The 23,017-nt window shown below is 66.4% G+C and carries 22 protein-coding genes and 1 other RNA gene; 15 read left to right on the forward strand and 8 right to left on the reverse strand.

Going from position 1 to position 23,017, the window contains the following annotated elements; all coding sequences use genetic code 11:
* The first annotated feature begins 95 nt into the window (after nt 1–95).
* The 5 genes from ASC93_RS19470 to ASC93_RS19490 all read left to right on the forward strand — a co-directional run bounded on the left by ASC93_RS19470 (nt 96) and on the right by ASC93_RS19490 (nt 5,154).
* A complete protein-coding gene (locus tag ASC93_RS19470; protein WP_056446131.1) occupies nt 96–2,195 on the forward strand; it encodes a M3 family metallopeptidase in 2,100 nt (699 codons plus the stop codon).
* Between the two features lie 38 nt (nt 2,196–2,233).
* A complete protein-coding gene (locus tag ASC93_RS19475; RefSeq protein ID WP_082548182.1) occupies nt 2,234–2,899 on the forward strand; it encodes a glutaredoxin family protein in 666 nt (221 codons plus the stop codon).
* A 175-nt stretch (nt 2,900–3,074) separates the two neighbouring features.
* The gene (locus ASC93_RS19480; RefSeq protein WP_056446134.1) at nt 3,075–3,500 is read left to right on the forward strand and encodes a DNA polymerase III subunit chi; all 426 of its coding nucleotides are present in this window, start codon (nt 3,075–3,077) and stop codon (nt 3,498–3,500) included.
* Nucleotides 3,497–3,901, forward strand: coding sequence for a hypothetical protein (locus ASC93_RS19485; protein WP_056446137.1), 405 nt, complete (start codon nt 3,497–3,499; stop codon nt 3,899–3,901). The genes ASC93_RS19480 and ASC93_RS19485 overlap by 4 nt, the downstream gene beginning before the upstream one ends.
* A 116-nt stretch (nt 3,902–4,017) precedes the next feature.
* On the forward strand, nt 4,018–5,154 hold the full coding sequence (locus ASC93_RS19490; RefSeq protein ID WP_056446141.1) for a branched-chain amino acid ABC transporter substrate-binding protein: 1,137 nt from the start codon (nt 4,018–4,020) through the stop codon (nt 5,152–5,154).
* Nucleotides 5,155–5,404: 250 nt separating this feature from the next.
* Here the strand turns inward: ASC93_RS19490 and ASC93_RS19495 are convergent, their stop codons facing one another.
* Nucleotides 5,405–5,719, reverse strand: a complete 315-nt coding sequence (locus ASC93_RS19495; protein WP_056446143.1) for a c-type cytochrome — start codon at nt 5,717–5,719, stop codon at nt 5,405–5,407.
* Nucleotides 5,720–5,893: 174 nt separating this feature from the next.
* On the opposite strand from ASC93_RS19495, the gene ASC93_RS19500 reads away from it, so the two are divergent.
* Complete coding sequence (locus ASC93_RS19500) at nt 5,894–6,118, forward strand: TIGR04438 family Trp-rich protein (protein ID WP_056446146.1); 225 nt, start codon at nt 5,894–5,896, stop codon at nt 6,116–6,118.
* A gap of 298 nt (nt 6,119–6,416) precedes the next feature.
* On the opposite strand, the gene ilvD is transcribed toward ASC93_RS19500, so the two are convergent.
* Entirely contained in the window at nt 6,417–8,102 is a 1,686-nt protein-coding gene (gene ilvD, locus ASC93_RS19505; protein ID WP_056446275.1) for a dihydroxy-acid dehydratase, read from the reverse strand.
* A 117-nt stretch (nt 8,103–8,219) separates the two neighbouring features.
* On the opposite strand from ilvD, the gene ASC93_RS19510 reads away from it, so the two are divergent.
* Together ASC93_RS19510 and lgt are read left to right on the forward strand one after the other, a co-directional pair.
* Nucleotides 8,220–9,107, forward strand: coding sequence for a LysR family transcriptional regulator (locus ASC93_RS19510; RefSeq protein ID WP_056446149.1), 888 nt, complete (start codon nt 8,220–8,222; stop codon nt 9,105–9,107).
* Nucleotide 9,108: 1 nt separating this feature from the next.
* On the forward strand, nt 9,109–9,921 hold the full coding sequence (gene lgt / locus ASC93_RS19515; RefSeq protein WP_056446152.1) for a prolipoprotein diacylglyceryl transferase: 813 nt from the start codon (nt 9,109–9,111) through the stop codon (nt 9,919–9,921).
* Between the two features lie 94 nt (nt 9,922–10,015).
* On the opposite strand, the gene ASC93_RS19520 is transcribed toward lgt, so the two are convergent.
* From ASC93_RS19520 to ASC93_RS19530, 4 genes are all read right to left on the reverse strand, one after another.
* On the reverse strand, nt 10,016–10,492 hold the full coding sequence (locus ASC93_RS19520; protein ID WP_056446278.1) for an EVE domain-containing protein: 477 nt from the start codon (nt 10,490–10,492) through the stop codon (nt 10,016–10,018).
* A gap of 57 nt (nt 10,493–10,549) precedes the next feature.
* Nucleotides 10,550–10,730: non-coding RNA, 6S RNA (gene ssrS, locus ASC93_RS30070), on the reverse strand.
* A gap of 44 nt (nt 10,731–10,774) precedes the next feature.
* Nucleotides 10,775–11,086: a cell division protein ZapA gene (locus ASC93_RS19525; RefSeq protein WP_056446155.1), complete on the reverse strand. Its 312-nt coding sequence runs from the start codon at nt 11,084–11,086 to the stop codon at nt 10,775–10,777.
* Nucleotides 11,083–11,310 carry a hypothetical protein gene (locus ASC93_RS19530; protein ID WP_056446158.1) on the reverse strand — a complete coding sequence of 76 codons (228 nt, stop codon included), beginning with the start codon at nt 11,308–11,310 and terminating at the stop codon, nt 11,083–11,085. Before ASC93_RS19530 ends, ASC93_RS19525 begins: the two co-directional genes overlap by 4 nt.
* Nucleotides 11,311–11,699: 389 nt before the next feature.
* Here ASC93_RS19530 and groES point away from each other — a divergent pair, with 389 nt between their 5' ends.
* From groES to ASC93_RS19560, 6 genes are all read left to right on the forward strand, one after another.
* On the forward strand, nt 11,700–11,990 hold the full coding sequence (groES, locus tag ASC93_RS19535) for a co-chaperone GroES (RefSeq protein ID WP_036169735.1): 291 nt from the start codon (nt 11,700–11,702) through the stop codon (nt 11,988–11,990).
* 38 nt (nt 11,991–12,028) lie between these two features.
* Nucleotides 12,029–13,675: a chaperonin GroEL gene (gene groL, locus ASC93_RS19540; RefSeq protein WP_056446161.1), complete on the forward strand. Its 1,647-nt coding sequence runs from the start codon at nt 12,029–12,031 to the stop codon at nt 13,673–13,675.
* A gap of 120 nt (nt 13,676–13,795) precedes the next feature.
* Complete coding sequence (locus ASC93_RS19545) at nt 13,796–15,781, forward strand: M13 family metallopeptidase (RefSeq protein WP_082548177.1); 1,986 nt, start codon at nt 13,796–13,798, stop codon at nt 15,779–15,781.
* Nucleotides 15,782–15,851: 70 nt separating this feature from the next.
* Nucleotides 15,852–16,268 carry a hypothetical protein gene (locus ASC93_RS19550; protein ID WP_056446170.1) on the forward strand — a complete coding sequence of 139 codons (417 nt, stop codon included), beginning with the start codon at nt 15,852–15,854 and terminating at the stop codon, nt 16,266–16,268.
* Nucleotides 16,269–16,431: 163 nt separating this feature from the next.
* A complete protein-coding gene (locus ASC93_RS19555; protein ID WP_056446173.1) occupies nt 16,432–18,132 on the forward strand; it encodes a methyl-accepting chemotaxis protein in 1,701 nt (566 codons plus the stop codon).
* Nucleotides 18,133–18,271: 139 nt separating this feature from the next.
* Complete coding sequence (locus ASC93_RS19560) at nt 18,272–18,721, forward strand: hypothetical protein (protein WP_056446178.1); 450 nt, start codon at nt 18,272–18,274, stop codon at nt 18,719–18,721.
* Nucleotides 18,722–18,878: 157 nt separating this feature from the next.
* On the opposite strand, the gene ASC93_RS19565 is transcribed toward ASC93_RS19560, so the two are convergent.
* A complete protein-coding gene (locus ASC93_RS19565) occupies nt 18,879–19,673 on the reverse strand; it encodes a helix-turn-helix domain-containing protein (protein ID WP_056446182.1) in 795 nt (264 codons plus the stop codon).
* 81 nt (nt 19,674–19,754) lie between these two features.
* On the opposite strand from ASC93_RS19565, the gene ASC93_RS19570 reads away from it, so the two are divergent.
* A complete protein-coding gene (locus tag ASC93_RS19570) occupies nt 19,755–20,966 on the forward strand; it encodes an MFS transporter (RefSeq protein ID WP_157202025.1) in 1,212 nt (403 codons plus the stop codon).
* Between the two features lie 176 nt (nt 20,967–21,142).
* On the opposite strand, the gene glk is transcribed toward ASC93_RS19570, so the two are convergent.
* Nucleotides 21,143–23,017: a glucokinase gene (gene glk / locus ASC93_RS19575; RefSeq protein WP_056446188.1), complete on the reverse strand. Its 1,875-nt coding sequence runs from the start codon at nt 23,015–23,017 to the stop codon at nt 21,143–21,145.

Raw genomic sequence — 23,017 nt, forward strand, 5'->3', positions numbered from 1 at the left:
CGACGCGTGCGGCATGTTGGCGTTACGCGTTCGTGAATGCCCGAATCGGCCGGCCCGGGTAAGATGGCGGTGAGATTGCATACAAGGACATAGAAATGACGACCGAAACGACCAATCCCCTCCTCGACTTCTCGGGCCTGCCACGGTTCGACCTGATCCGGCCGGAACACGTGACGCCCGCGATCGAGCAACTGATCGCCGCGGCGCGCGACGCCGTGCGCCAGGCCGAGGCTCCGGCCGCGGGCCCCGTCACGTGGGACAACTTCGTCGTCCCGCTCGAGGAAGCGACGGAACGCCTCGGCCGCGCCTGGGGCATCGTCAACCACCTGAACCACGTGATGGACACGCCCGAGCTGCGTGCCACCTACAACGAGAACCAGCCGAAGATCACCGAGTTCTGGACGGAGCTGGGCCAGAACGAGGCGCTGTTCGACAAATACAAGCAGCTGCGCGCGAGCGGCGACTTCGCGAACCTGGCCCCGGCCCGCAAGCGGATCGTCGAGAACGCGCTGCGCGACTTCCGCCTCGGCGGCGCCGAGCTGCCGGACAAGCAGAAGGAACGCTTTGCCGAGATCCAGGAAGAGCAGGCCAGGTTGTCGACGCGCTTCTCGGAAAACGTGCTCGATGCGACCAACGACTACAAACTGCTCGTCGCCGATGAAGCCGACCTGTCCGGCCTGCCGGACGACGTCAAGGCGGCCGCGCGCGCGGCGGCCGAGCGCGACGGCAAGACGGGCTGGCAATTCAGCCTGCACTTCCCGTCCTACTTCCCGATCCTGCAATTCGCCGACAAGCGCGAACTGCGCGAGCAGATCTACCGCGCCAACGCCACCAAGGCGTCCGAGATGGGTGCCGTGTTCTCCGAGCTGGAAAAGTGGGACAACACGGGCAACATCGCCCAGCTGTTGAAACTGCGCGACGAGGAAGCGAAGCTGCTCGACTTCCAGAGCTTCGCGCATGTCTCGCTCGAACCCAAGATGGCGGAGACGCCGGAACACGTGATCGAGTTCCTCGAAGACCTCGCGCGCCGCGCCCGTCCTTACGCCGAAAAAGACCTGGCCGAGCTGCGCGCGTTCGCACAAGAAGAACTGGGCATCGCCGACATGCAGGCCTGGGACGTGGCCTATGCGTCGGAAAAGCTGCGCGAGAAGCGCTACGCGTTCTCCGCCCAGGAAGTCAAGGAGTACTTCCCGGAGCCCAAGGTCGTCGCGGGCCTGTTCGGGCTGATCTCCAAACTGTTCGGCGTGACGATCGCGCCGGACGACGCGCCGGTCTGGCATCCGGACGTGCGCTTCTATCGCATCGAAAAGAACGGTCACTCAGGTTCTCAACTTGTCGGGCAGTTCTATCTGGACCTGTACGCGCGTCAGGGCAAGGGCCAGGGCGCGTGGATGGACGACGCGCGCGGCCGCAGGCTCACGACGGGCGGCATCGTGCAGACGCCGATCGCGTACCTGACCTGTAACTTCACGCCGCCGGCCGAGGTGGATGGCAAGCTGCAGCCCTCGCTGTTCACGCACGATGAAGTCACGACGCTGTTCCACGAATTCGGCCACGGCCTGCATCACATGCTGACGGAGGTCGACGAGCTGTCCGTGTCCGGCATCTCGGGCGTGGAATGGGATGCCGTCGAGCTGCCGTCTCAGTTCATGGAAAACTTCTGCTGGGAGTGGGACGTCCTGCAAGGCATGACGGCGCACGTGAAGACCGGCGAACCGCTGCCGCGCGCGCTGTACGACAAGATGCTCGCGGCGAAGAACTTCCAGTCCGGCATGCAGACGCTGCGCCAGGTCGAGTTCTCGCTGATCGACATGCACCTGCACTACGACTTCGACCCGACCAGCCAGAAGACCGTGCAGGACCTCGTCGACGAGGTCCGCACCAGGTTCTCGGTGCTGATCCCGCCGTCGTTCAACCGCTTCCAGCATTCGTTCGGCCACATCTTCGCGGGTGGTTACGCGGCCGGCTATTACAGCTACAAGTGGGCCGAGGTGCTGTCGGCGGACGCGTATGCCGCGTTCGAGGAAGCCGTCGAAGCGGGCGGCGGATCGCTGCTCGACGAAACGGGAAAACGCTTCCACCGCGAGATCCTGGCCGTGGGCGGCTCGCGTCCGGCGCTCGAATCGTTCAAGGCCTTCCGCGGCCGCGAACCGACGATCGACGCGCTGCTGCGCCACAACGGCATGCAGGCCTGACGGGGCACGCGCCGCGCGGCGCCGGAACGGGAATGGCGATGAAACGGAAACACGGAGCACATCGGGCGGGACGGCACGTCGCCGTGCTTGCCCTCGGCGCGCTCATCGCCACCGGCGCCGCCGCGCAGGACCGGATGTACAAGTGGAAGGACGCGAAAGGTGTCGTCCACTACAGCGACACGCCGCCGCCGAAGGGCCAGGCGCAGGTGCTGCGCCCCGACAGCCGGCCGGCGCCAGCGCCGTCGCTGCCGTACGAACTGGCGCGCGCCGCGCAGAACCATCCGGTGACGCTGTACACGACGGCGCGCTGCGGCGCCTGCGACCAGGGCCGCGCCCTGCTGCGATCGCGCGGCATCCCGTTCGCGGAAAAGACGGTGACCACGGCCGAAGACCAGCAGCAGTTGCATCGCGTCGGCGGCAAGGACGAGCTGCCGCTGCTCGTCGTCGGCCGCCGCCAGGTGACCGGCTTCTCGGGCGACGCGTGGAACGAAGCGCTCGATTCGGCGTCTTATCCACGCCAGACGATGCTGCCGCCGGGTTACCAGACGGGCGCCGTCGAAGCGGCCGCCCCGGCGAGCCTGCCGGCACCGCCGCCCCGCGCACCGGCGGCATCGGCGCCGGATGCGGCGGCCGCGCAAGCGGAGCGGCAACAGCCCAGGCAGCCGCCGCAACCGAAAAAAACGCCACCGGATTTCCAGTTTTGAGCGCGATTTCAGTTTTGAGCGCAATATCGGACGGTTACGCTATGCTTCTGCTGCCGCTCACCCAAGCACGTCGCCCCTGCGAAGGCGGGGGCCCAATTTTGCGCAGCCGACGACGCATGCGAACTTGGGTTCCCGCCTGCGCGGGAACGACGGATTTATTACACTCCGACCGACCATGACCCGGATCGACTTCCACACCAACATCCCCGACAAGCTCAGCTACGTCTGCCGCCTCGCGCGCAAGGCGTACGCGGCGCACGCGAAGCTCGTCCTGCTGGCCGACAGCCCGGCCCAGGCCGATGCCCTGAACGAGGCGCTGTGGACGCTGTCCGGCACCGACTTCATCCCGCACGTGATGGCCGGCGATCCCCTCGCGGTCGAGACGCCGGTGATCGTCACGTTCGACGAACAGGTCGAGCTGCCGCATCGCGACATGCTGGTGAACCTCACGCGCCGCACGCCGGCCGGCTTCGAACAATTCGCGCGCGTATTCGAAATCATCTCGACCGACGAGGAAGACGCCGCGGCCGGCCGCGCGCGCTACGTCGCGTACAAGAAGCAATCGTATCCGTTGACGCACTTCGTGGCGGGCCAGTCATGAGCGACATTCCCTTCAACGACGAAAGCATCCCGGTCCTGACCGAGGTCGTGGCCGAGACGGCAGCGGCCGCCGACGTACCTGCCGCCGCCCCACCTGCCGCCGACCTGCCTACCGACCACGTACCCGCCGACGCCGACGCCGAGGCCCCCGCACATCGCGAGCTCGACGACGACGCCTGGCGCACGCTCGAGGAGCGCATCGTCGCGCGCGTACTCGACCGCCTGCAGGACCGCGTCGAACTTGTGCTGGAAGACCAGGTCCGCAGCAGCATGGCGCCCGTGCTGGACCACGTGGTGACGCGGCTGGCGACGGAATTGCGCGACGGCCTGCAGCTGACCGTCGAGCAGGTCGTCGCGCGCGCGGTCGCGCAGGAGCTGGCGCATCTGCGCACGCGCGGCTGAGCACATTGCACGTCTCTCCGCCGGAACGCTTTGCGCGCACGGCAAATTAGGGTAACTTTGCCGTGCGCACATAATATGCGGCCATACAAGCTGCCCTATTCCTTCCTGGAGAGAACATGCAGGTCACTACGAAACTCATCCCCTTCGCCATCGCCCTCGCCTTCGCGGGCACGGCCGGCGCGCAGCAGGTCATCAAGATCGGCCACGTGGCGCCCATCTCCGGCCCCAGCGCCCACCTCGGCAAGGACAACGAGAACGCCGCGCGCATGGCGATCGACGAACTCAATGCGAAGGGCTTCACGCTGAACGGCCAGAAAGCCACGCTGCAGCTGATTTCCGAAGACGACGGCGCCGATCCCAAGCAGGGCACGGCGGTGGCGCAGAAGCTCGTCGACGCCAAGGTCAACGGCGTGATCGGCCACCTGAATTCCGGCACCACCGTGCCCGCGTCGAAGATCTACAACGACGCCGGCATCGTGCAGATCTCGCCCGCCACCACGGCGCCCGTCTACACGCGCCAGCACTTCCCGGGCGCGTTCCGAGTCGTCGCCAGCGACGCCAAGCTGGGCAGCACGCTGAGCAAGTACGCGATCGACTCGCTGCACGCGAAAAACATCGCCGTCATCGACGACCGCACGACGTACGGCCAGGGCGTGGCCGACGAATTCGTGAAGGGCCTGAAAAAGCCGGGCATCAAGGTCGTCGGCCGCGAATTCACGAGCGCGACCGCCACCGACTACACGGCGATCCTCACGTCGATCAAGGGCAAGAAGCCGGACCTGATCTTCTTCGGTGGCATGGATTCCGTCGCGGGTCCGATGCTCAAGCAGATGAAAGCCCTCGGCATCAACGCCGTGTTCATGGGCGGCGACGGCATGTGCACCGACGCGCTGGGCCGCCTCGCCGGCGACGGCCTCGGCGAGGGTCACGTGTATTGCGCGGAAGCGGGCGGCGTCAAGGGTCCGCAAGAGAAAGTGATGGAAGACTTCCGCGCCCGCTACAAGAAGAAGTTCAACATGGACGTGCAGCTGTACGCGCCATACGTCTACGATTCCGTGATGGTGATGGCGAAGGCCATGCAGGACGCGAGGTCGGCCGATCCGGCCAAGTACCTGCCGGTCCTCAAGAACATCAAGTACGAGGGCGTGACGGGCACGATCCAGTTCGATGCCAACGGCGACATCAAGGACGGCGCGCTGACCCTGTTCACCTACAAGGGCGGCAAGCGGACGAAGCTGGACGTCATCCGCTGATTCATTGGAAACACTTTTTCGATACGTCGGGTGGGCACCCTGTGCCCACGCGGAGGTCAACGTGACACGAACGTCACGCGTGGGCTCGGCGAGCCCACCCTACAGGCTGGTTATTTTTCGCGTAAAAAAACGCGCCGTGAATCGGCGCGTCTTTTTCGATACGTAGGGTGGGCACCCTGTGCCCACGCGCACGTCAACATGACGCGAACGTCACGCGTGGGCTCGGCGAGCCCACCCTACGTTACAGCAATTATTTCTGCGACAGGACCCACTTGACCAGCGTGTGGGCTTCCGCTTCGGTGACCTGCGGGTTGGCCGGCATCGGGACCGGACCCCAGACACCCGAACCGCCCTTCATGACTTTCGAAACCAGCTTGCCTTCGGCATCTTTCTGGCCTGCGTATTTGGCGGCGACATCCTTGTAGGCCGGGCCGACCAGCTTGGATTGCACGGAGTGGCAAGCCATGCAATTCTTTGCTTTCGCCAGGGCGGCCGCGTCTTGCGCGAACGCGCTGGTCGACGCTACGGCTGCGACTGCAACAAACAACATCAGGGAACGTTTCATCAGCTATCTCCAGTTGGGGGCATTTCTCATAATTCGATTCTATCGTGTTTCGCGGCCGGGAACGGCAGGGACATAATCAGTAACGGATGATACAGATTGTCGTTGACCAGATGGCAGGAATCCGTTGCTTTACGGCACTGCTGTTGTAAGATGGCCGTTCGAAAGGAATACCGTATGCCCCTGATCCTGCTGATCCTCGTCCTCGTCGTCCTGCGCTTCTTCGAGGTCTGGCGCTTTGCCGAACTGTCCTGGTGGTGGATCGCCGGCCTGATGGCGGTCGCCTTCATCTGGTTCGAATTCATCGAAAAGACGCTGGGCCTCGACAAGCGCAAGGCCCACGCCCTCGAGGAAAAGCGGCGCAAGGAACGCGTGAAGCAGAGCTTCGGCAAGCGCAAATGATGCGCCCGGCAGCTTAGCACGCGGGGTTCGTTGCCGAACATGCCATGTGGCGTATATGGCATGTTCCCGGGACGTATGAACGTATCGACGTACACGAACGTGTGAACGTACATGAACGCATGAACGTACACGAACGTATGAACGTACACGAACGTATGAACGTACACGAAAGTATGAACGTCGCCCCCGCAAAGGCGGGGGCCCAAGTTCGCGGCGGTTCGAAAAACTTGGGTTCCCGCCTGCGCGGGAACGACGGTTTCATTGTCGGGGCCACGAACAACGTGCGACGTTCCGCACTTTAGTCCGTCACCGCCCCCTTGCTCGCCGGCTGCGCCAGCGCCGCGAACTTGGCCAGCACGCCGCGGGTGTAGCGCGGGGCCGGACGCACCCAGGCCGCGCGCCGGCGGGCGATCTCGTCGTCCGGCACGTTCAGCTGGATCAGCTGGTGGTGCGCGTCGATCGTGATCGAATCCCCTTCCTGCACGAGCGCGATCGTGCCGCCCTCGAACGCTTCCGGCGTCACGTGGCCCACGACCATGCCCCAGGTGCCGCCCGAGAAGCGGCCGTCCGTGATCAGCCCGACGGATTCGCCGAGCCCCTTGCCGATCAGCGCCGCCGTCGGCGCCAGCATCTCCGGCATGCCGGGACCTCCGCGCGGCCCCAGGTAGCGCAGCACGAGCACGTCGCCCGGATTGATCTGGTTGGCGAGGATCGTGTCCATCGCGCTGTACTCGTCGTCGAACACGCGCGCCGGCCCCGTGATCACGGGATTCTTCAGGCCCGTGATCTTCGCCACGCAGCCTTCCGGCGCCAGGTTCCCCTTCAGGATCGCCAGGTGGCCTTCCTTGTACAACGCGCGGTCCAGCGGCCGGATGACGTCCTGCCCGGCCGGCGGCGCGGACGGCACATGTTCGAGCTCCTCGGCCAGGGTGCGGCCCGTGATGGTGATGCAGTCGCCGTGCAGCAGGCCGGCGTCCAGCAGCAGCTTCATGACCTGCGGGATGCCGCCCGCCCGGTGCAGGTCCGTCGCGACGTATTCGCCCGAGGGCTTCAGGTTGCAGATCACGGGGATCTTCCTGCGGACCCGCTCGAAATCGTCGATCGACCATTCCACCTCGGCCGCATGCGCGATGGCGAGGTAGTGGAGCACGGCGTTGGTCGAACCGCCGGTCGCCATGATCAGCGCGACGGCGTTCTCGATGGATGCGCGCGTGATGATGTCGCGCGGTTTCAGATCGCGCTTGACGGCCTCCACGAGCACGCGCGCGGACTGCGCCGCGGAGCCCACTTTTTCGTCGTCCGGATTGGCCATCGTCGACGAGTACAGCAGCGACATGCCGAGCGCCTCGAACGACGACGACATCGTGTTCGCCGTGTACATGCCGCCGCACGACCCGGACGACGGGCAGGCGTTGCGCTCGATGCCGTCGAAGTCTTCCTGGCTCATGCGCCCCGCCGTGAATTCGCCCACCGCCTCGAACGCGGAGACGATCGTCAGGTCCTTGCCCTTCCAGTGCCCTGGCCGGATCGTGCCGCCGTACACGTAGATGCCGGGGACGTTCGTGCGCGCCAGCGCGATCATCCCGCCCGGCATGTTCTTGTCGCAGCCGCCGATCACGACGACGCCGTCCATCCACTGGCCGTTCACGCAGGTCTCGATGCAGTCGGCGATCACCTCGCGCGAGATCAGCGAGAACTTCATGCCCTCGGTCCCCATCGACATGCCGTCGGAAATGGTCGGCGTGCCGAACACCTGCGGATTCGCGCCGGCGTCGCGGATGGTCGCGATGGCGACATCGGCCAGTTTCTGCAAGCCGGAATTGCAGGGGGTGATCGTGGAATGGCCGTTGGCGATGCCGATCATCGGCTTGTCGAAATCCTCCTTCCGGTAGCCCATCGCGTAATACATCGAGCGGTTCGGACTGCGGGCAACGCCTTCGGTCACATGGCGGGAACGGCGGTTGTAGCGCGGCTGGTCGGGCATGGCGGGCTCCTGGCGGGACGATTTTTCCAGCATGCCGCGCGGACCGGTTCGCGTCAAATGGGCCGGCAGCCGTGCTTCTGATATCCTGCGCGAATCACAGACCTACCGCTCATATCGATGAACGTGGAATTGCGCCAGCTGCGCTACTTCGTCACCGTGGCCGAGGAATTGCACTTCGGCCGCGCCGCCGCGCGCCTGCACATGACGCAGCCGCCGCTGTCGCAGGCCATTGCCGCGCTGGAGGACGGCCTCGGCACGGCGCTGTTCCTGCGCAACCGGCGCACGGTTGCGCTGACGCCGGCCGGCAGCGCCCTGCTGCCCGAAGCCCGCCGCATCCTGGGCGAGGCGGCCCTGCTGCCCGAGCTGGCGCGGCGCGCCGCGAGCGGCGAAGCGGGCCGGCTGGCGCTCGCGTTCATCACGTCGGCCGACTACAGCGTGCTGCCGCCTTTCCTGCGCCGCTACAGCGAGCGCTATCCGGGCGTGCAACTGAGCCTGCAGGAAGCGACGTCCGACGTGCAGGTCGACGAACTGCTGCGCGGGCGCATCGACGCCGGCCTCCTGATCCCGCCGCTGCCCGAGCGCGCGCGCGCCGAGCTGGAATACATGAAGGTGATCGACGAGCCGCTGATCCTGTGCGCCCCCACGGGCCTCCTGCGCAGGAAAGGCCCGGTAGCACTGCGCGACCTGCCCCATCTGCCGTTGATCATTTTCCCGCGCGAGATCTCGCCCGCGCTGCACGACGCCATCCTGTCGTGCTTCCGCGCGGCCGGCATCACGCCGGCCGTCGGCCAGCAGGCGATCCAGATGCAGACCATCGTCAGCCTGGTCTCGGCAGGCATGGGATTGGCACTTGTGCCACAATCCGTGTCGAACCTCATGCGGCCGGGCGTAGAATACCGTGCCCTCGCCGACACGACTCCCCTGGTCGAGACCGGCATCGCATGGCGCCGCGATAACCCTTCGCCGGTGCTCAAGGGCTTCCTGGAACTATTGAGGACTATTTGATATGCTCGTTCACCCGCAACCGAACCCGGTCGCCTTCAGCATCGGCCCCGTCGAGATCCACTGGTACGGGATCATGTACGTGGTCGCCTTCGCCCTGTTCATCCTGCTGGGCCGCGTCCGCATCAAGACGCAGGCCCACGTGCAGGCGCAAGGCTGGACCTACACCGACCTCGACGACATGCTGTTCTACGGCATGCTGGGCGTGGTGATCGGCGGGCGCCTCGGCGAAGTGCTGTTCTACCGCCCCGACTATTATTTCTCGCATCCGCTCGAAATCATCCAGACCTGGCACGGCGGCATGTCGTACCACGGCGGCTTCATCGGCGTGCTGATCGCGATGGCGCTGTGGGCACGCAAGCGCGGCCGCAACCTGATGGACGTGTACGACTTCATCGCGCCGATGGTCCCGATCGGCTATGCCTGCGGGCGCCTGGGCAATTTCATCAATGCGGAACTGCCGGGGCGCCTGGCCGATCCGAACCTGCCGTGGGCGATGATCTGGCCGGGCGTCGAGGGGCCGCGCCATCCGTCGCCGCTGTACCAGATGCTGGTCGACGGCATCCTCGTGTTCGTGATCATGTGGCTGTTCGCGCGCAAGCCGCGCCCGCGCCTCGCGGTGGGCGCGCTGTACACCTTGCTCTACGGCTGCGCGCGCTTCTTCACCGAGTATTTCCGCGTGCCCGATTGGGAAACGCATGTGATAGGATTGCCGATCACGTCGGGGCAGGTGTTGTCGCTGCCGATGATCGTGGCGGGGCTCATCATGCTGGGGTGGGCGTATTCGGACGCGAACAAGCGCGCGGTGCACGCATAGCCGTCGTTCCCGCGCAGGCGGGAACCCAAGTTTTACGCGTGTCGATAGCGCACGCAAATGCGGCCCCCGCCTCCGCGGGGGCGACGGTGTTGCGTTACGCGGCCAACGCGGGCACGCCCATCAAATCCAGCACCTTGTCCCACTGCCCTTTGGTCACCGGCGAAATCGACAGCCGGCTGCCCTTCTGCAGCAGCACCATGTCTTCCAGTTCCGGCACCCCGCGCATCTCCGTCAGCGGCAGATAACGCCCCTCCGCCACCGCCGTCACGTCGACCGAGATCCAGCGCGGCTGTTCGTGCGTGGCCTTCGGATCGAAATAATGGCTGCCTGGATCGAATTGCGACGCATCGGCATACGGGCCGCTCGCCACCTGCGCGATGCCCGCCACGCCCGGCACGGCGCAGCTGGAGTGGTAGAACAGCACGCCGTCGCCCACCTGCATCTGGTCGCGCATGAAATTGCGGGCCTGGTAGTTGCGCACGCCGAACCAGGCGACCGTCTTGCCGGGGGCGTTGACCACGTCGGCGAAACTCACTTCATCGGGTTCGGACTTCATCAACCAGTAGCGCATGTGCGGCTCCATCAAAAAAAAAGCGGTTGCGACTCATGGTCCGCAACCGCTCGTGTGTTTATCCCCGCCTGTGCCGTTTTTGCCGGCATCCCGAACCTGATGGCTCAAGGTGGTCGCAGTCAGTTCAATTTCGGGTTCGTCGAACTAGCGACGATCGCGCCCACCGAACATGTTCCACAACCTATGCGAAAGAATGGTTCAAGGAATATATGGCAAATCTCGAACACCGCAGGGTAGACGGCAGTTTACTACGATGGACGGGCATGTCAAACGTTTTTGGTCTCAAGCCAGGTTTTCGTCGGCCGAGAGTGCGGCATCCAACACCGTGTGCATCGCTTCCAGTTTCTGCTTGACTTCGAGGATCGTCATGTCCGACAGCGGGCCTTGCGGCGCTTTCACGGACAGGAATTCGGCCGCCACCGACAGCGCCGCCATGACGGCGATGCGGTCCGTGCCGCGCACCTTGCCGGAGTCGCGCAGCGCACACATTTTGGCGTCGAGATAGGCCACCGCTTCGCGCAAGGTCTTTTCTTCGCCGTCGCGGCACGCCAGGCGATAGGGCTGGCCCATGATGTTCACGTCGAGCTGGATCATTGCGGGGCCTCGGCGTCGTCGGAGGTTGCGGGAGCGGGTTCGAGGTGGGCCAGCAGGCCTTCGACGCGCTGCTGGGCCGCGAGCAGCCGGTTCTTGAAGTCGACGTTTTCCGCGCTGAGCAAGGCGTTCGCCTGGCGCAGCAAATAGTTCTCGCTGCGCAGCGCCTGGGTCAACTGGGCGAGCCGGTCGATCTTATCGGAGAGGTCTTGGAATTCGGAAATCATCCGTAACTATAGGTTGGAGTTGAATTTTTCGTCAACAGGCGCGCGTTCGCGTGCGCGCCGAGGCCGGCCGGTTCTACCGATCGTGCGCCCGCTGCCGGACGATCGGTGTTACTCTCACATGATTATGCATTCATCAACCGCCGCCCGGCATCTGCGTCAGGTGGCGCGCCTGCGCATTGTCACATATCGGTCCTTCCGATTGCGAAGCGACAAAAAGTCCATCAAAACCCGAACACTGTGGCTTGAAATGCTAAATTATCGTCCCTATAATTAGCACTCGTTAGTAGAGAGTGCTAACAAACCTTTCTACGCCGCAGCGAACCGATCCCGAGGATGGTCCGCTGCGGTTCTTAGGAATAGCTTGTCAAATCAACCAAAAGGAGTTTTGCATGAACCTTCGCCCATTGCACGATCGCGTGATCGTGAAGCGTCTCGACCAGGAAACCAAGACCGCATCCGGCCTGATCATCCCTGACGCGGCGGCCGAGAAGCCGGACCAAGGTGAAGTGCTGGCTGTCGGCAACGGCAAAGTGCAAGAGAACGGCAACGTCCGTCCGCTGGAAGTGAAAGTCGGCGACCGCGTCCTGTTCGGCAAGTACTCGGGCCAGACCGTCAAGGTCAACGGCGACGAGCTGCTGGTCATGCGCGAAGAAGACATCATGGCCGTCGTGGCCCAGTAATTCGTCCAATAACTTCCTGAAGAATCGGAGAAATAAATATGGCAGCTAAAGATGTAATTTTCGGCGACGTCGCACGCGCCAAGATGGTCGAGGGTGTCAACATCCTGGCCAACGCAGTCAAGGTCACCCTGGGCCCGAAAGGCCGCAACGTCGTGCTGGAACGTTCGTTCGGCGCCCCGACCGTCACCAAGGACGGCGTCTCGGTCGCGAAAGAGATCGAACTGAAAGACAAGCTCATGAACATGGGCGCGCAGATGGTCAAGGAAGTCGCTTCGAAGACCAGCGACAACGCCGGTGACGGCACCACCACCGCGACCGTGCTGGCACAAGCCATCGTGCGCGAAGGCATGAAGTTCGTTGCCGCCGGCATGAACCCGATGGACCTGAAGCGCGGCATCGACAAGGCCGTCGCCGCCACCGTCGAAGAACTCAAGAAGATCGCCAAGCCGACCACGACCTCGAAAGAGATCGCGCAAGTCGGCACCATCTCGGCCAACTCGGATTCGTCGGTCGGCGAGCGCATCGCCGAGGCGATGGAAAAAGTCGGCAAGGAAGGCGTCATCACCGTCGAAGACGGCAAGTCGCTGAACGACGAACTGGACATCGTGGAAGGCATGCAGTTCGACCGCGGCTACCTGTCGCCGTACTTCATCAACAACCCGGACAAGCAGGTCGCCGTCCACGAGAACCCGTTCATCCTGCTGTGCGACAAGAAGATCTCGAACATCCGTGATCTGCTGCCGGTACTGGAGCAAGTCGCCAAGGCCGGCCGTCCGCTGGTGATCGTCGCCGAAGACATCGAAGGCGAAGCGCTGGCGACCCTGGTCGTCAACAACATCCGCGGCATCCTGAAGACCGTCGCCGTCAAGGCACCGGGCTTCGGCGACCGTCGCAAGGCCATGCTGGAAGACATCGCCATCCTGACCGGTGGCCAGGTCATCGCCGAAGAAGTCGGCCTGACCCTGGAAAAGGTCACGCTGAACGAACTGGGCCAGGCCAAGCGCGTCGAAGTGGGCAAGGAAAACACCATCATCATCGATGGCGCCGGCGCCGCCGAATCGATCGAAGCACGCGTCAAGATGGTCCGCGTCCAGATCGAAGAAGCGACCTCGGACTACGACCGCGAGAAGCTGCAGGAGCGCGTCGCCAAGCTGGCCGGCGGTGTTGCCGTCATCCGCGTCGGTGCCGCGACCGAAGTCGAAATGAAAGAGAAGAAAGCACGCGTGGAAGACGCGCTGCACGCCACCCGCGCTGCCGTCGAAGAAGGCATCGTCCCGGGCGGCGGCGTGGCCCTGCTGCGTGCGCGCGCCGCACTGCAGGTCAAAGGCGACAACCCGGACCAGGAAGCCGGCATCAAGATCGTCCTGCGCGCAATGGAAGAGCCGCTGCGCATGATCGTCCAGAACGCCGGTGAAGAGCCGTCGGTCGTCGTCGCCGCCGTCATCGCCGGCCAGGGCAACTACGGCTACAACGCCTCGAACGGCACCTATGGCGACATGGTCGAAATGGGCGTGCTGGATCCGGCCAAGGTCACCCGCTCGGCACTGCAGAACGCAGCGTCGATCGCCGGCCTGATGCTGACCACCGACTGCATGGTGTCGGAAGTCGCCGAAGACAAGCCGGCTGCCGGCGGCATGGGCGGCATGGGTGGCATGGGCGGCATGGGCATGGACGGCATGATGTAAGTGCCGGACAGGCTGCCGGCCTTGCGCCGGCACCGTTCAAAAAAAGCTCGCAGGGTTCGCGCCCTGCGGGCTTTTTTATTTAGAATCCTCCGCTACGGAACGCGAACGAAAGGATGCGGGATGGGACGGTTACGCCGGGCGGCAAGGGCCGCGCTGTGCGGGGTGCTGATGCTGGCGGCAAGCGCCGGCGCGGCGCAGGACAGATCGGGCTTCGACACGGGCGGCATGGACCGGAATGTCCGCCCCGGCGACGACTTCTTCGCCTACGCCAACGGCGAATGGGCGCGGCGCACGCCCATCCCCGCCGACCGCTCGACCGTGGGCACGATCGGCGCGCTCGACGACCGCAGCCGCGAGCAGGTCCGCGCGATCCTCGACGAGGCGGCGCGCGACGCTGGCAGCCGCATGGGAACCGCGTATCGCGCCTTCCTCGACACCGCCGCCATCGAGCGCCTCGGCATGGCGCCCGTCGCGGCCATGCTCGCGCGCCTGAACGCGGTCGGCACGCGCGACGCGTACGTCGCCGCGGCGGCCGACGCGGGACGGCGCGGCGTCGCACTGCCGCTCGACTTCAAGGTGGAACCCGACGATGGCGATCCCGATCGCTACGCGCTGATCGTGTCGCAGGCCGGCCTCGGCATGCCGGACCGCGACTACTACCTGTCCGGCACCGCCGCCATGCGCGACGCGCGCGCGGCGTACCGGCGCTACCTGGCCGCCACGCTCGCGCTGGGCGGCGTGACCGACGCCGGCGCCGCCGACCGCCTGCTCGCCTTCGAGACGCGCATCGCGCGCGCCAGCTGGACGTCGGCCGCGAGCCGCGACGCGCAGCGCACCTACAATCCGCTGCCGCTCGGGCGGGCCGGCCCGCGCCTGGCCGCGCTGGCGCACGCGCTCGGATACCGCACGGCGCGCGCCATCGTGCGCCAGCCCGACGCGGTGGCGGCGATCCTCGGCCTCGTCGACACGGCGCCCGTCGCGACGCTGCGCGACATGCTCATCGTCCGCACGCTCCACCGCTACGCCGCCGTGCTGCCGGCCGCCGTGCACGATGCCGACTTCGCGTTCTACGGCCGCGCGATCGACGGCGTCGACACGCCCGAGCCGCGCTGGCGCCAGGCCGTCGCCTTCGTGCTGGACGCCGTGCCCGACGACGTGAGCCGGGTCTACGTGGCGCGCCATTTTTCGCCCGCCACGCGCGCAGCGGCGCAGCGGATGGTCGACAACCTCGTGGCCGCATTCGGACGCCGCATCGACGCGTTGGACTGGATGACGCCCGCGACGAAGGCGCGCGCGCGGCGCAAGCTCGCGTCGTTCCGCGCGCAGGTGGGCTATCCGGACCGCTGGCACGATTACGGCCTGCTGGCCATGCGCGACGGCGACGCGTTCGGCAACGCGCAGCGCGCCGCGGCCTTCCATCACGACTGGGACGCGGCCAAGGTCGGCCGGCCCGTCTACCGCTGGGAATGGAGCGCGACGCCGATGACGGTGGACGCCTTCGCCAATTATCCGAAGGTGGCGATCGTCTTCCCCGCCGCCATCCTGCAGCCGCCGTTCTTCGACGCCGGCGTCGACCCGGCCGTCAACTACGGCGGCATCGGCGCCTCGATCGCGCACGAGATGACCCACCACTTCGACGACCAGGGCGCGCGCTACGACGAGCGGGGACGGCTCGCGGCGTGGTGGTCGGCGCGCGACCGGGCCGCGTTCGAGGCGAGAACCGGCAAGCTGGCGGCCCAGTTCGACCAGTACGCGCCGCTGCCCGGCACGCACGTCGACGGCACACTGACGCTGGGCGAGAACATCGCGGACCTGGGCGGCCTGGCCATCGCCTACGACGCCTGGCATGCGGCGCTGGACGGCAAGCCGGCGCCCGTGATCGACGGCCTGACGGGCGAGGCGCGCTTCTTCCTCGGCTGGGCGCAGATCTGGCGCCTGCGCTACCGCGACGCCGACCTGCGCCGGCGCCTGCTCACCAATCCGCACGCGCCCGCGCCGCAGCGCGTGTGGACCGTGCGCAACCTCGACGCTTTCTATCCGGCGTTCGGCGTCGAGCCCGCCGACCGGCTGTACCTGAAGCCCGCCGACCGCGTACGGATCTGGTGAAGCACGCAAGCGTGCGAGCCCGCGCGCGCAAGCGTTGCATACTGGCGGCATCGAACGACACGGAGGCACCATGGCGGCAGTCAACCTGGACGAACTCGGACATGCGGCGCTCGTCGTCGACGACGGCGCCAAGGCCCTCGTCGCGCGCGCGACGGGCATGATCCACCTGCTCAACGACGACTACATGGACGAGGAAGCGCCGGTGCCGGCCGACGGCGACGGCGATGCCGAACAGGCCTACGTCGTCGTGCCGCCGGCCAGCCTGCTGGGCATCGGCGACCAGCTGGTGTTCCGCTTCGCCGCCGCGCACCTGGCGGACGACCAGGCCGCCGTCCGCGCGCTGGTCGAGTCCAACGACACCGACGGCTTCGCGCGCCTGCTCGACGAACGGGGCGCGACGGCATCCTGGCAGCATTTCCGCAGCGAGGAAACGAGGACGGCACTGCGCCGCTGGTGCGACGAGCACGGCCTGCAGGCGAAGGACTGACACTGTGGCGCGCGCCCACATTACGAGAATTTAATGTTCCGCCGAGCGCGGCACAATCCTATACTTTCCCCAAGGCACTTACATTTGCCTTATAGAACGATAGCGCCGAAACCCCGCACTGTCTCTTTTTCATCGATTCCCTCTACGCTCGGAGAGGCACACCATGAACGTGAAGAACATGAAAGTCGGTACCCGGCTTGCGCTCGGCTATGCCCTCGTCCTCGCCCTGCTTGCCGTCATCGTCGGCTTCGGCCTGCTGAAAATGCAGGAGATGCAGGCGCACCTCAAGCTCATCACCGACGTGAACAACGCCGAAATCGCCCTGATCGGCACGATGAAGGAAAGCGTCAGCGACCGCATGATCGCGCTGCGCAATCTCGCCATCCTGACCGACGCGAACAAGATGGCGCAAGAAACGGCGGACCTGCGCCAGCAGGAAAACACCTATACCGACGCCAGGGACAAACTCGGCAAGGCGTTCGAAAACCCGACCACGACGGCCGAGGAAAAAGCCTTCTTCGCCAAGTTGCAGGATGAGGAAAACGCCGCGCTGCCGCTGATGGCCGAAGCAGAAAAGCTCGGCCTCGCCAACAAGATCGACGCAACGAACGACCTGCTGATGAACAAGGCCGCGCCGCTGGAGACGGCCTGGCTCGGCACGATGAAAGCCCTGGGGCGCCTGGAAATCCAGCAGAACGACGACGCCAAACGCGCGGCGAACGACGAATACGACGCCGCCGTGCGCCTGATGCTGGGCCTCGCCGCCGCCGCCCTCGCCGCCGGCAGCGGTGCCGCCGTGCTGGTGACGCGCACCCTGATCCGGCAGCTGGGCGGCGAGCCCGATGCGGCCGCGCACGTCGCCGCGCGGATCGCGGCGGGCGACCTCACCGTCGACGTGCCGGTGAAGCCGGGCGACGACGCCAGCCTGATGGCGGCGATGCGCGACATGCGCGACAGGCTGGCCACCATCGTCGCCGAAGTGCGCTCGGGCACCGACGCCATCGCCACCGCGGCCGGCGAGATCTCGGCCGGCAACCTGGACCTGTCGAGCCGCACCGAACAGCAGGCCGGGTCGCTGGAAGAAACCGCGTCGTCGCTGGAAGAGCTGACGTCGACCGTGCGCCAGAACGCCGACAATGCCCGGCAGGCCGACGACATGGCCGCGTCCGCGTCCGACGCGGCCGTCAAGGGCGGCCAGGTCGTCGCGCAGGTGGTCGACACGATGGCGGCGATCGACGCGTCGGCCCGGCAGATCGTGGACATCATCGCCGTCATCGACGGCATCGCGTTCCAGACCAATATCCTCGCGTTGAACGCGGCCGTGGAGGCCGCGCGGGCCGGCGAACAGGGCCGCGGTTTCGCCGTCGTCGCCGGCGAGGTGCGCAACCTGGCGCACCGGGCCGGTTCGGCGGCGAAGGAGATCAAGGCCCTCATCGACGCGTCCGTCGACAGGGTCGGCATCGGCTCGGCGCTCGTGGGCGACGCCGGCGCCGCGATGACCGAAATCGTCGGCCGCGTGCAGGGCGTGACCGGCGTCATGGCCGAAATCTCGGCCGCCAGCCGCGAGCAGAGCACGGGCATCGAACAGGTGAACCAGGCGGTCGCGCAAATGGACGAGGTGACGCAGCAGAATGCGGCGCTCGTCGAACAGGCCAGCGCCGCCTCCCAGGCGATGCAGGAACAGGCCGCGCGGCTGGCGCGGCTGGTCGGCACGTTCACCCTGGCCGGTGGCGGCGCGGCGGCCGCGCGTCCAGCTTCGGTGGCTCGTCCTGCCGCGCGGCCGCAGCTGGCCAGGCAGATGCCGCGGCCGGTCGTCAGGACGGCCGTGGCGGCGGGCGTCAGCGCGGACTGGGAAACGTTCTGACGCGGCCGTCAGTGTGCCGCCGGCGCGCCGGCGGCGGCATGATTTGCGCGATTTTCATGTCTTGTTCTTTCCATTACAGACACGTTGCCGGGTAACACCACTTGGTTTAGACTGGTTCTTTGCCTTCCATCGAGCCATCATGTCCGCACGCCCCGTCCGCCTGCTGAGCGCCACCCTCCTCGCCCTGGCCGCGCTCGCGGCCTGCAAGGGCGAAAAGCCGGCGCCGCCGCCGAAACCGGCGGCCGTCCAGGCACCGGCCGCGCCCGCGCGCACGCGCGACCAGGCGATGGCCGAGCTGATGGCGCTGCCGGAACTCAAGACGTGGTCGGACCAGATCGAAAAGCGCTCGCACGGCGCGGCCCACGGCGCCGTCATCGAGGACGACCCGAACCCGCGCATCATCGAAGGCAAGGCGTATTACCAGCTGAGCTTCGTGGAAGACCGCAAGCAGGACGTGCACCGCCGCGCCAGCTTCCTCGTGGCGCACCAGGGCGACGAGATCCTCGTCGATGACCCGGACAACGACACCGTGCAGTCGCTGGCCGAGTGGCGGCGCAATATCCGGAAGATCGAACTGAAGTCGGGTTGAGCCGGGTCATTCCGTCTACTTGATCGGGCACAAACCAAAGTAAATCCGACGCGCCTATCGTGGACGCTGCCGCTGACCGTGCGGCGTCGTCATCCACGCCGCGTGGACGGTGGCGCCACTCCTCCCCCGGTCGGCGGCGCCTCCCTTCCCCATCGCGTCAAGCCCGCGCCCGCCATTCGGCCAGGTAGTGCTGCGGCGTCTTGCCGAGCAGCTTGCGGAACATGCTCGTGAAGGCGCTGGGGCTGGCATAGCCGAGCGCCTGCGCGACGGCGCCCACGCTCTCGCCGCGCGCCAGCATCTCGAACGCGTGCGCCAGGTGCACCTGCTGCACCCACTGGCGGTAATGCAGCCCCGTCTCGCGCGGGAATAACCGGATCAGCGTGCGCGCGCTGGCGCCCGCATCGAACGCGTAGTCGTCCAGCCGGCGCAATCTGCCGGGATGCGCCATGACGTCCGCGCACAGCGCCTGCAGGCGGCGGTCGCGCGGCCACGGCACGGCGATCGGCACGGTCTCCATCGCCGCCAGTTCCGACAGGATCAGCCGCGCCAGCGCTTCGCCGCGCCCGCCGGGCGGATAGTCGACCGGCTCAAGCGACAAGGCCAGGATCAGCTCGCGCAGCAGCGCGCTCACTTCCAGCACCTTGCAACCGTCGACGAGCGTGCCGGCAGCAAAAGGCTCGATGTACAGCGCGCGCATGTTCACGCGGCTGAGCATCGTCAGCTCGTGCACGACGCCGGGCGCGATGAGCAGCGCCCGCCGCGGCGGGATGATCCACACGCCCAGTTCCGTGCGCACCCGAATCACGCCCTCGCTGGCATACAGCAGCTGGACCCACGGGTGGCTGTGGGCTTCGACCAGTTCGCCGTGCTGCACTTCGGACGGCACGGCCGTCACGCTGCGCGGCAGCGTGCGGAATTTCTGGCGATAGCGGGGCGATGGCGAGATTGTCACTTGGGCGACGAAAAATGGAATATGCGCTCGAATATACGATATTACACTGGACCGCCATTCATCGAGAACACCACCATGACCATGCCCACTTCGCCCGCCGTCGCGGCGTCCGGGCCGGCCAGCGCCGCGCCCGGGGCCGTGCTCCAGATCCTGTTTTCCGTCGCCTTCGTGCACCTGCTGAACGATTGCGTGCAGGCCGTGCTGCCGTCGATCTATCCGCTGCTGAAGGCGCAGTTCGCCCTCAGCTTCACGCAGGTCGGCCTGATCACGCTGACGTTCCAGTGCACCGCGTCGCTGCTGCAACCGTGGATCGGCCTGTACACCGACAAACGCCCGATTCCCTTCCTGCTGCCGGCCGGGATGTGCGTGACCCTGGGCGGCGTCGCGCTGCTGGCCGTCGCGGGCAGTTTTCCCATGCTGCTGCTGGCGGCCGGCATGATCGGCGTCGGCTCGTCGACCTTCCACCCGGAAGCCTCGCGCGTGGCGCGGCTGGCGTCGGGCGGGCGCTTCGGCTTCGCGCAGTCGCTGTTCCAGGTCGGCGGCAACCTCGGTTCGGCGTTCGGCCCGCTGCTGGCCGCCGCCATCATCGTCGGCCGCGGCCAGGGGCGCATCGCCTGGTTCATGCTGTTCATCCTCGTCGCCGTGATCGTGCTCGTGGGCGTCAGCCGCTGGTATGGCAGCCACCTCAAGACCGTCACGCGCAAGGCCGCCGCGCATGCCGGCCCGGCGCTGCCGCGCGCGACCGTCTGGCGCGCGCTGGCCGTGCTGGCGATGCTCGTGTTCTCGAAATACGTCTACATGGCGAGCCTGTCGAGCTATTACACGTTCTACCTGATCGAGAAATTCCACGTCCCCGTCGGCACCGCGCAGCTGTACCTATTCGTGTTCCTGGCCGCCGTCGCCGCCGGCACGTTCGCGGGCGGCCCGATCGGCGACCGCATCGGGCGCAAGCGCGTCATCTGGGTGTCGATCCTCGGCGCCGCGCCGTTCACGCTGGCGCTGCCGTACGCGGACCTGCTCTGGACCGGCGTGCTGTCGGTGGTGATCGGGCTCGTGATGTCGTCCGCGTTTTCCGCGATCGTCGTGTTCGCGCAGGAGCTCGTGCCGGGCAAGGTCGGCATGATCGCGGGGATCTTCTTCGGGTTGATGTTCGGCGTCAGCGGCATCGGCGCCGCGGCCATGGGACATATCGCCGACGTGGCGGGGATCGAGACGGTGTATCGGCTGGCGTCGTTCCTGCCGTTGCTGGGGATTCTGGCGGCGTTCTTGCCGAAGATCGAGGCACGTAAATAAACCGCGGCGTTAAAAAACATCGCTCGCGCAAGTAAACCGCCGCGTTAAAAAATATCGCTCGCGTAGATAAAGCGCTGCATAAAAAACCGTCGTTCCCGCGCAGGCGGGAACCCAATTCGCACGCGATGCGATAACGCGTGCAAATCGGGTCCCTGCCTGCGCAGGGACGACGTTGCTTAGCTGTCGAGGTGGGAGATCAGCGCCCTGCGTCCTTCTCCCTCGCCTTCCGTCGCCGCCGGCGGCAGCGCCCGCGCATGATGCACGTCGACGGAGATACCGACCGCCATGATGTCGATGAGGAGCAGCTGCAGGATCCGCGAAATCATCGCGAGGAAGTGCGTGCTGTCTTCCGCATGGTCGACCGCGAGCAGCACGTCCGCGCGGCGCGCCAGCGGCGACTGGCTGTTGCAGATGGCGATGACGTCGGCGCCCGCCGAGCGCGCGGCTTCCACGGCCGCCAGCAGGTCCGGCAGGCGGCCCGAGTTCGAGATCGCCACGACCACATCGCCGGGTCCCAGCAGCTCGGCCGCCAGCTTGAACAGGTGCGAGTCGCCGTACAGCGCCGTCGGGATGCGGAAGCGGAAGAACTTGTGCTGGCCGTCCAGCGCCACCACGCGCGAATTCCCCATCGCGTAGAACTCCACGCGCTTGGCGCGGCTCACCAGTTCGATCGCGCGGTCGATGGCGCGCACGTCCAGCTGGTCGCGGAATTGCAGGATCGCCGAGATCGTGTTGTCGATGACTTTCGCCGACAGATCGTGCGTGCTGTCGCTGCCGCGCACCTGGCTGTGGCGCACCGGGATCGACCCCGTCAGGCTGCTCGCGAATTTCAGTTTGAAGTCGGCGAGGCCGAGGAAGCCGAGCGAGCGGCAGAAACGGATCACGGTCGGCTGGCTCACGTCCGCCAACCTGGCGATGCCGGCGATCGGTTCGTTCAGCACGAGGCGCGGCTGTTCCAGCACGAGGCTCGCCACGCGCTGCTCGGCGGGCGTCAGTTCCGGCTGCAGTTTATGGATGCGGTCCATCAGCGTGTTGCCGCCGCTGCGTCCGCGCAGGTGCTCCGAGAGGATGTTCGCGACGCCGTCGAACGCGACGTGCGGCGTCGAGATCACGTACGTCGGGATGTCCGACAGGTAGCTGGAAAAACGGCCCTTCGCTTCGAAGCGCGTGCGGAACGGCGACGTCCGGAACCACTCGCCCAGGCGCGGCACGATGCCCCCGCCGATGAAGATGCCGCCGAACGCGCCCAGCGTCACCGCCAGGTTCGCCGCCGCGCCGCCCAGCATGCCGCAAAAGCATTCCAGCACTTCCAGGCACAACGGATCGTCGGCGTCGAGCGCACCCGCGATGATCTCGGCCGACGTGCGCGCCGGCGTCTCCACACCATTACGTTCCGCCAGCGCGCGATAAATGATCTCCATGCCGGGGCCGGAGATCAGGCGCTCGTTCGACACGTGGCTCCATTCGCGCCACGCGGCCTGCAGGATCGCGAATTCGCGCTCGTCGCTGGGCGCGAAGTTGACGTGGCCGCCCTCGCTGCCGAGCGTGACGAAGCCGTCGACGGTCGGAATGCCGCCCGAGACGCCGAGGCCCGTACCCGGTCCGAGCACGCCCAGCACGGCGCCCGGCACGGGTTTGCCTGGGCCCACCTGCATCAGGTCGGACTCCTTGAGACCGGGGATCGCCATCGCCAGCGCCGTGAAGTCGTTGACGATCAACAGCGTGTCCAGGCCCAGTTCGCGCCGCACCGCGTCCGTGGAGAATTCCCACGGGCGGTTCGTCATGCGCACGTAATCGCCGTCGACGGGGTTCGCGAGCGCGAGCGCGCCGTGGTGCAGGCGCGCGTCCGCGTGCTCGTCGAGGTAGAAACGCAGCATCGGGACGATGCCCGCGAAGTCGTCGCACTTGAGCACGCGCACCGAGCGATAGCTGCCGGGCGCGGTCTGCAGCGCGAAGCGTGCGTGCGTCGCGCCGATGTCGGCCAGCAGGCGCGCGCCGTCGGCGAACGCGGTGCGGGCGGGTTTGTTATCCCCTTCGAGTTGTTCTTCCAT

Origin of the sequence: Massilia sp. Root335, from assembly GCF_001425685.1 — a bacterium.
GTDB classification, from domain to species: domain Bacteria; phylum Pseudomonadota; class Gammaproteobacteria; order Burkholderiales; family Burkholderiaceae_D; genus Telluria; species Telluria luteola.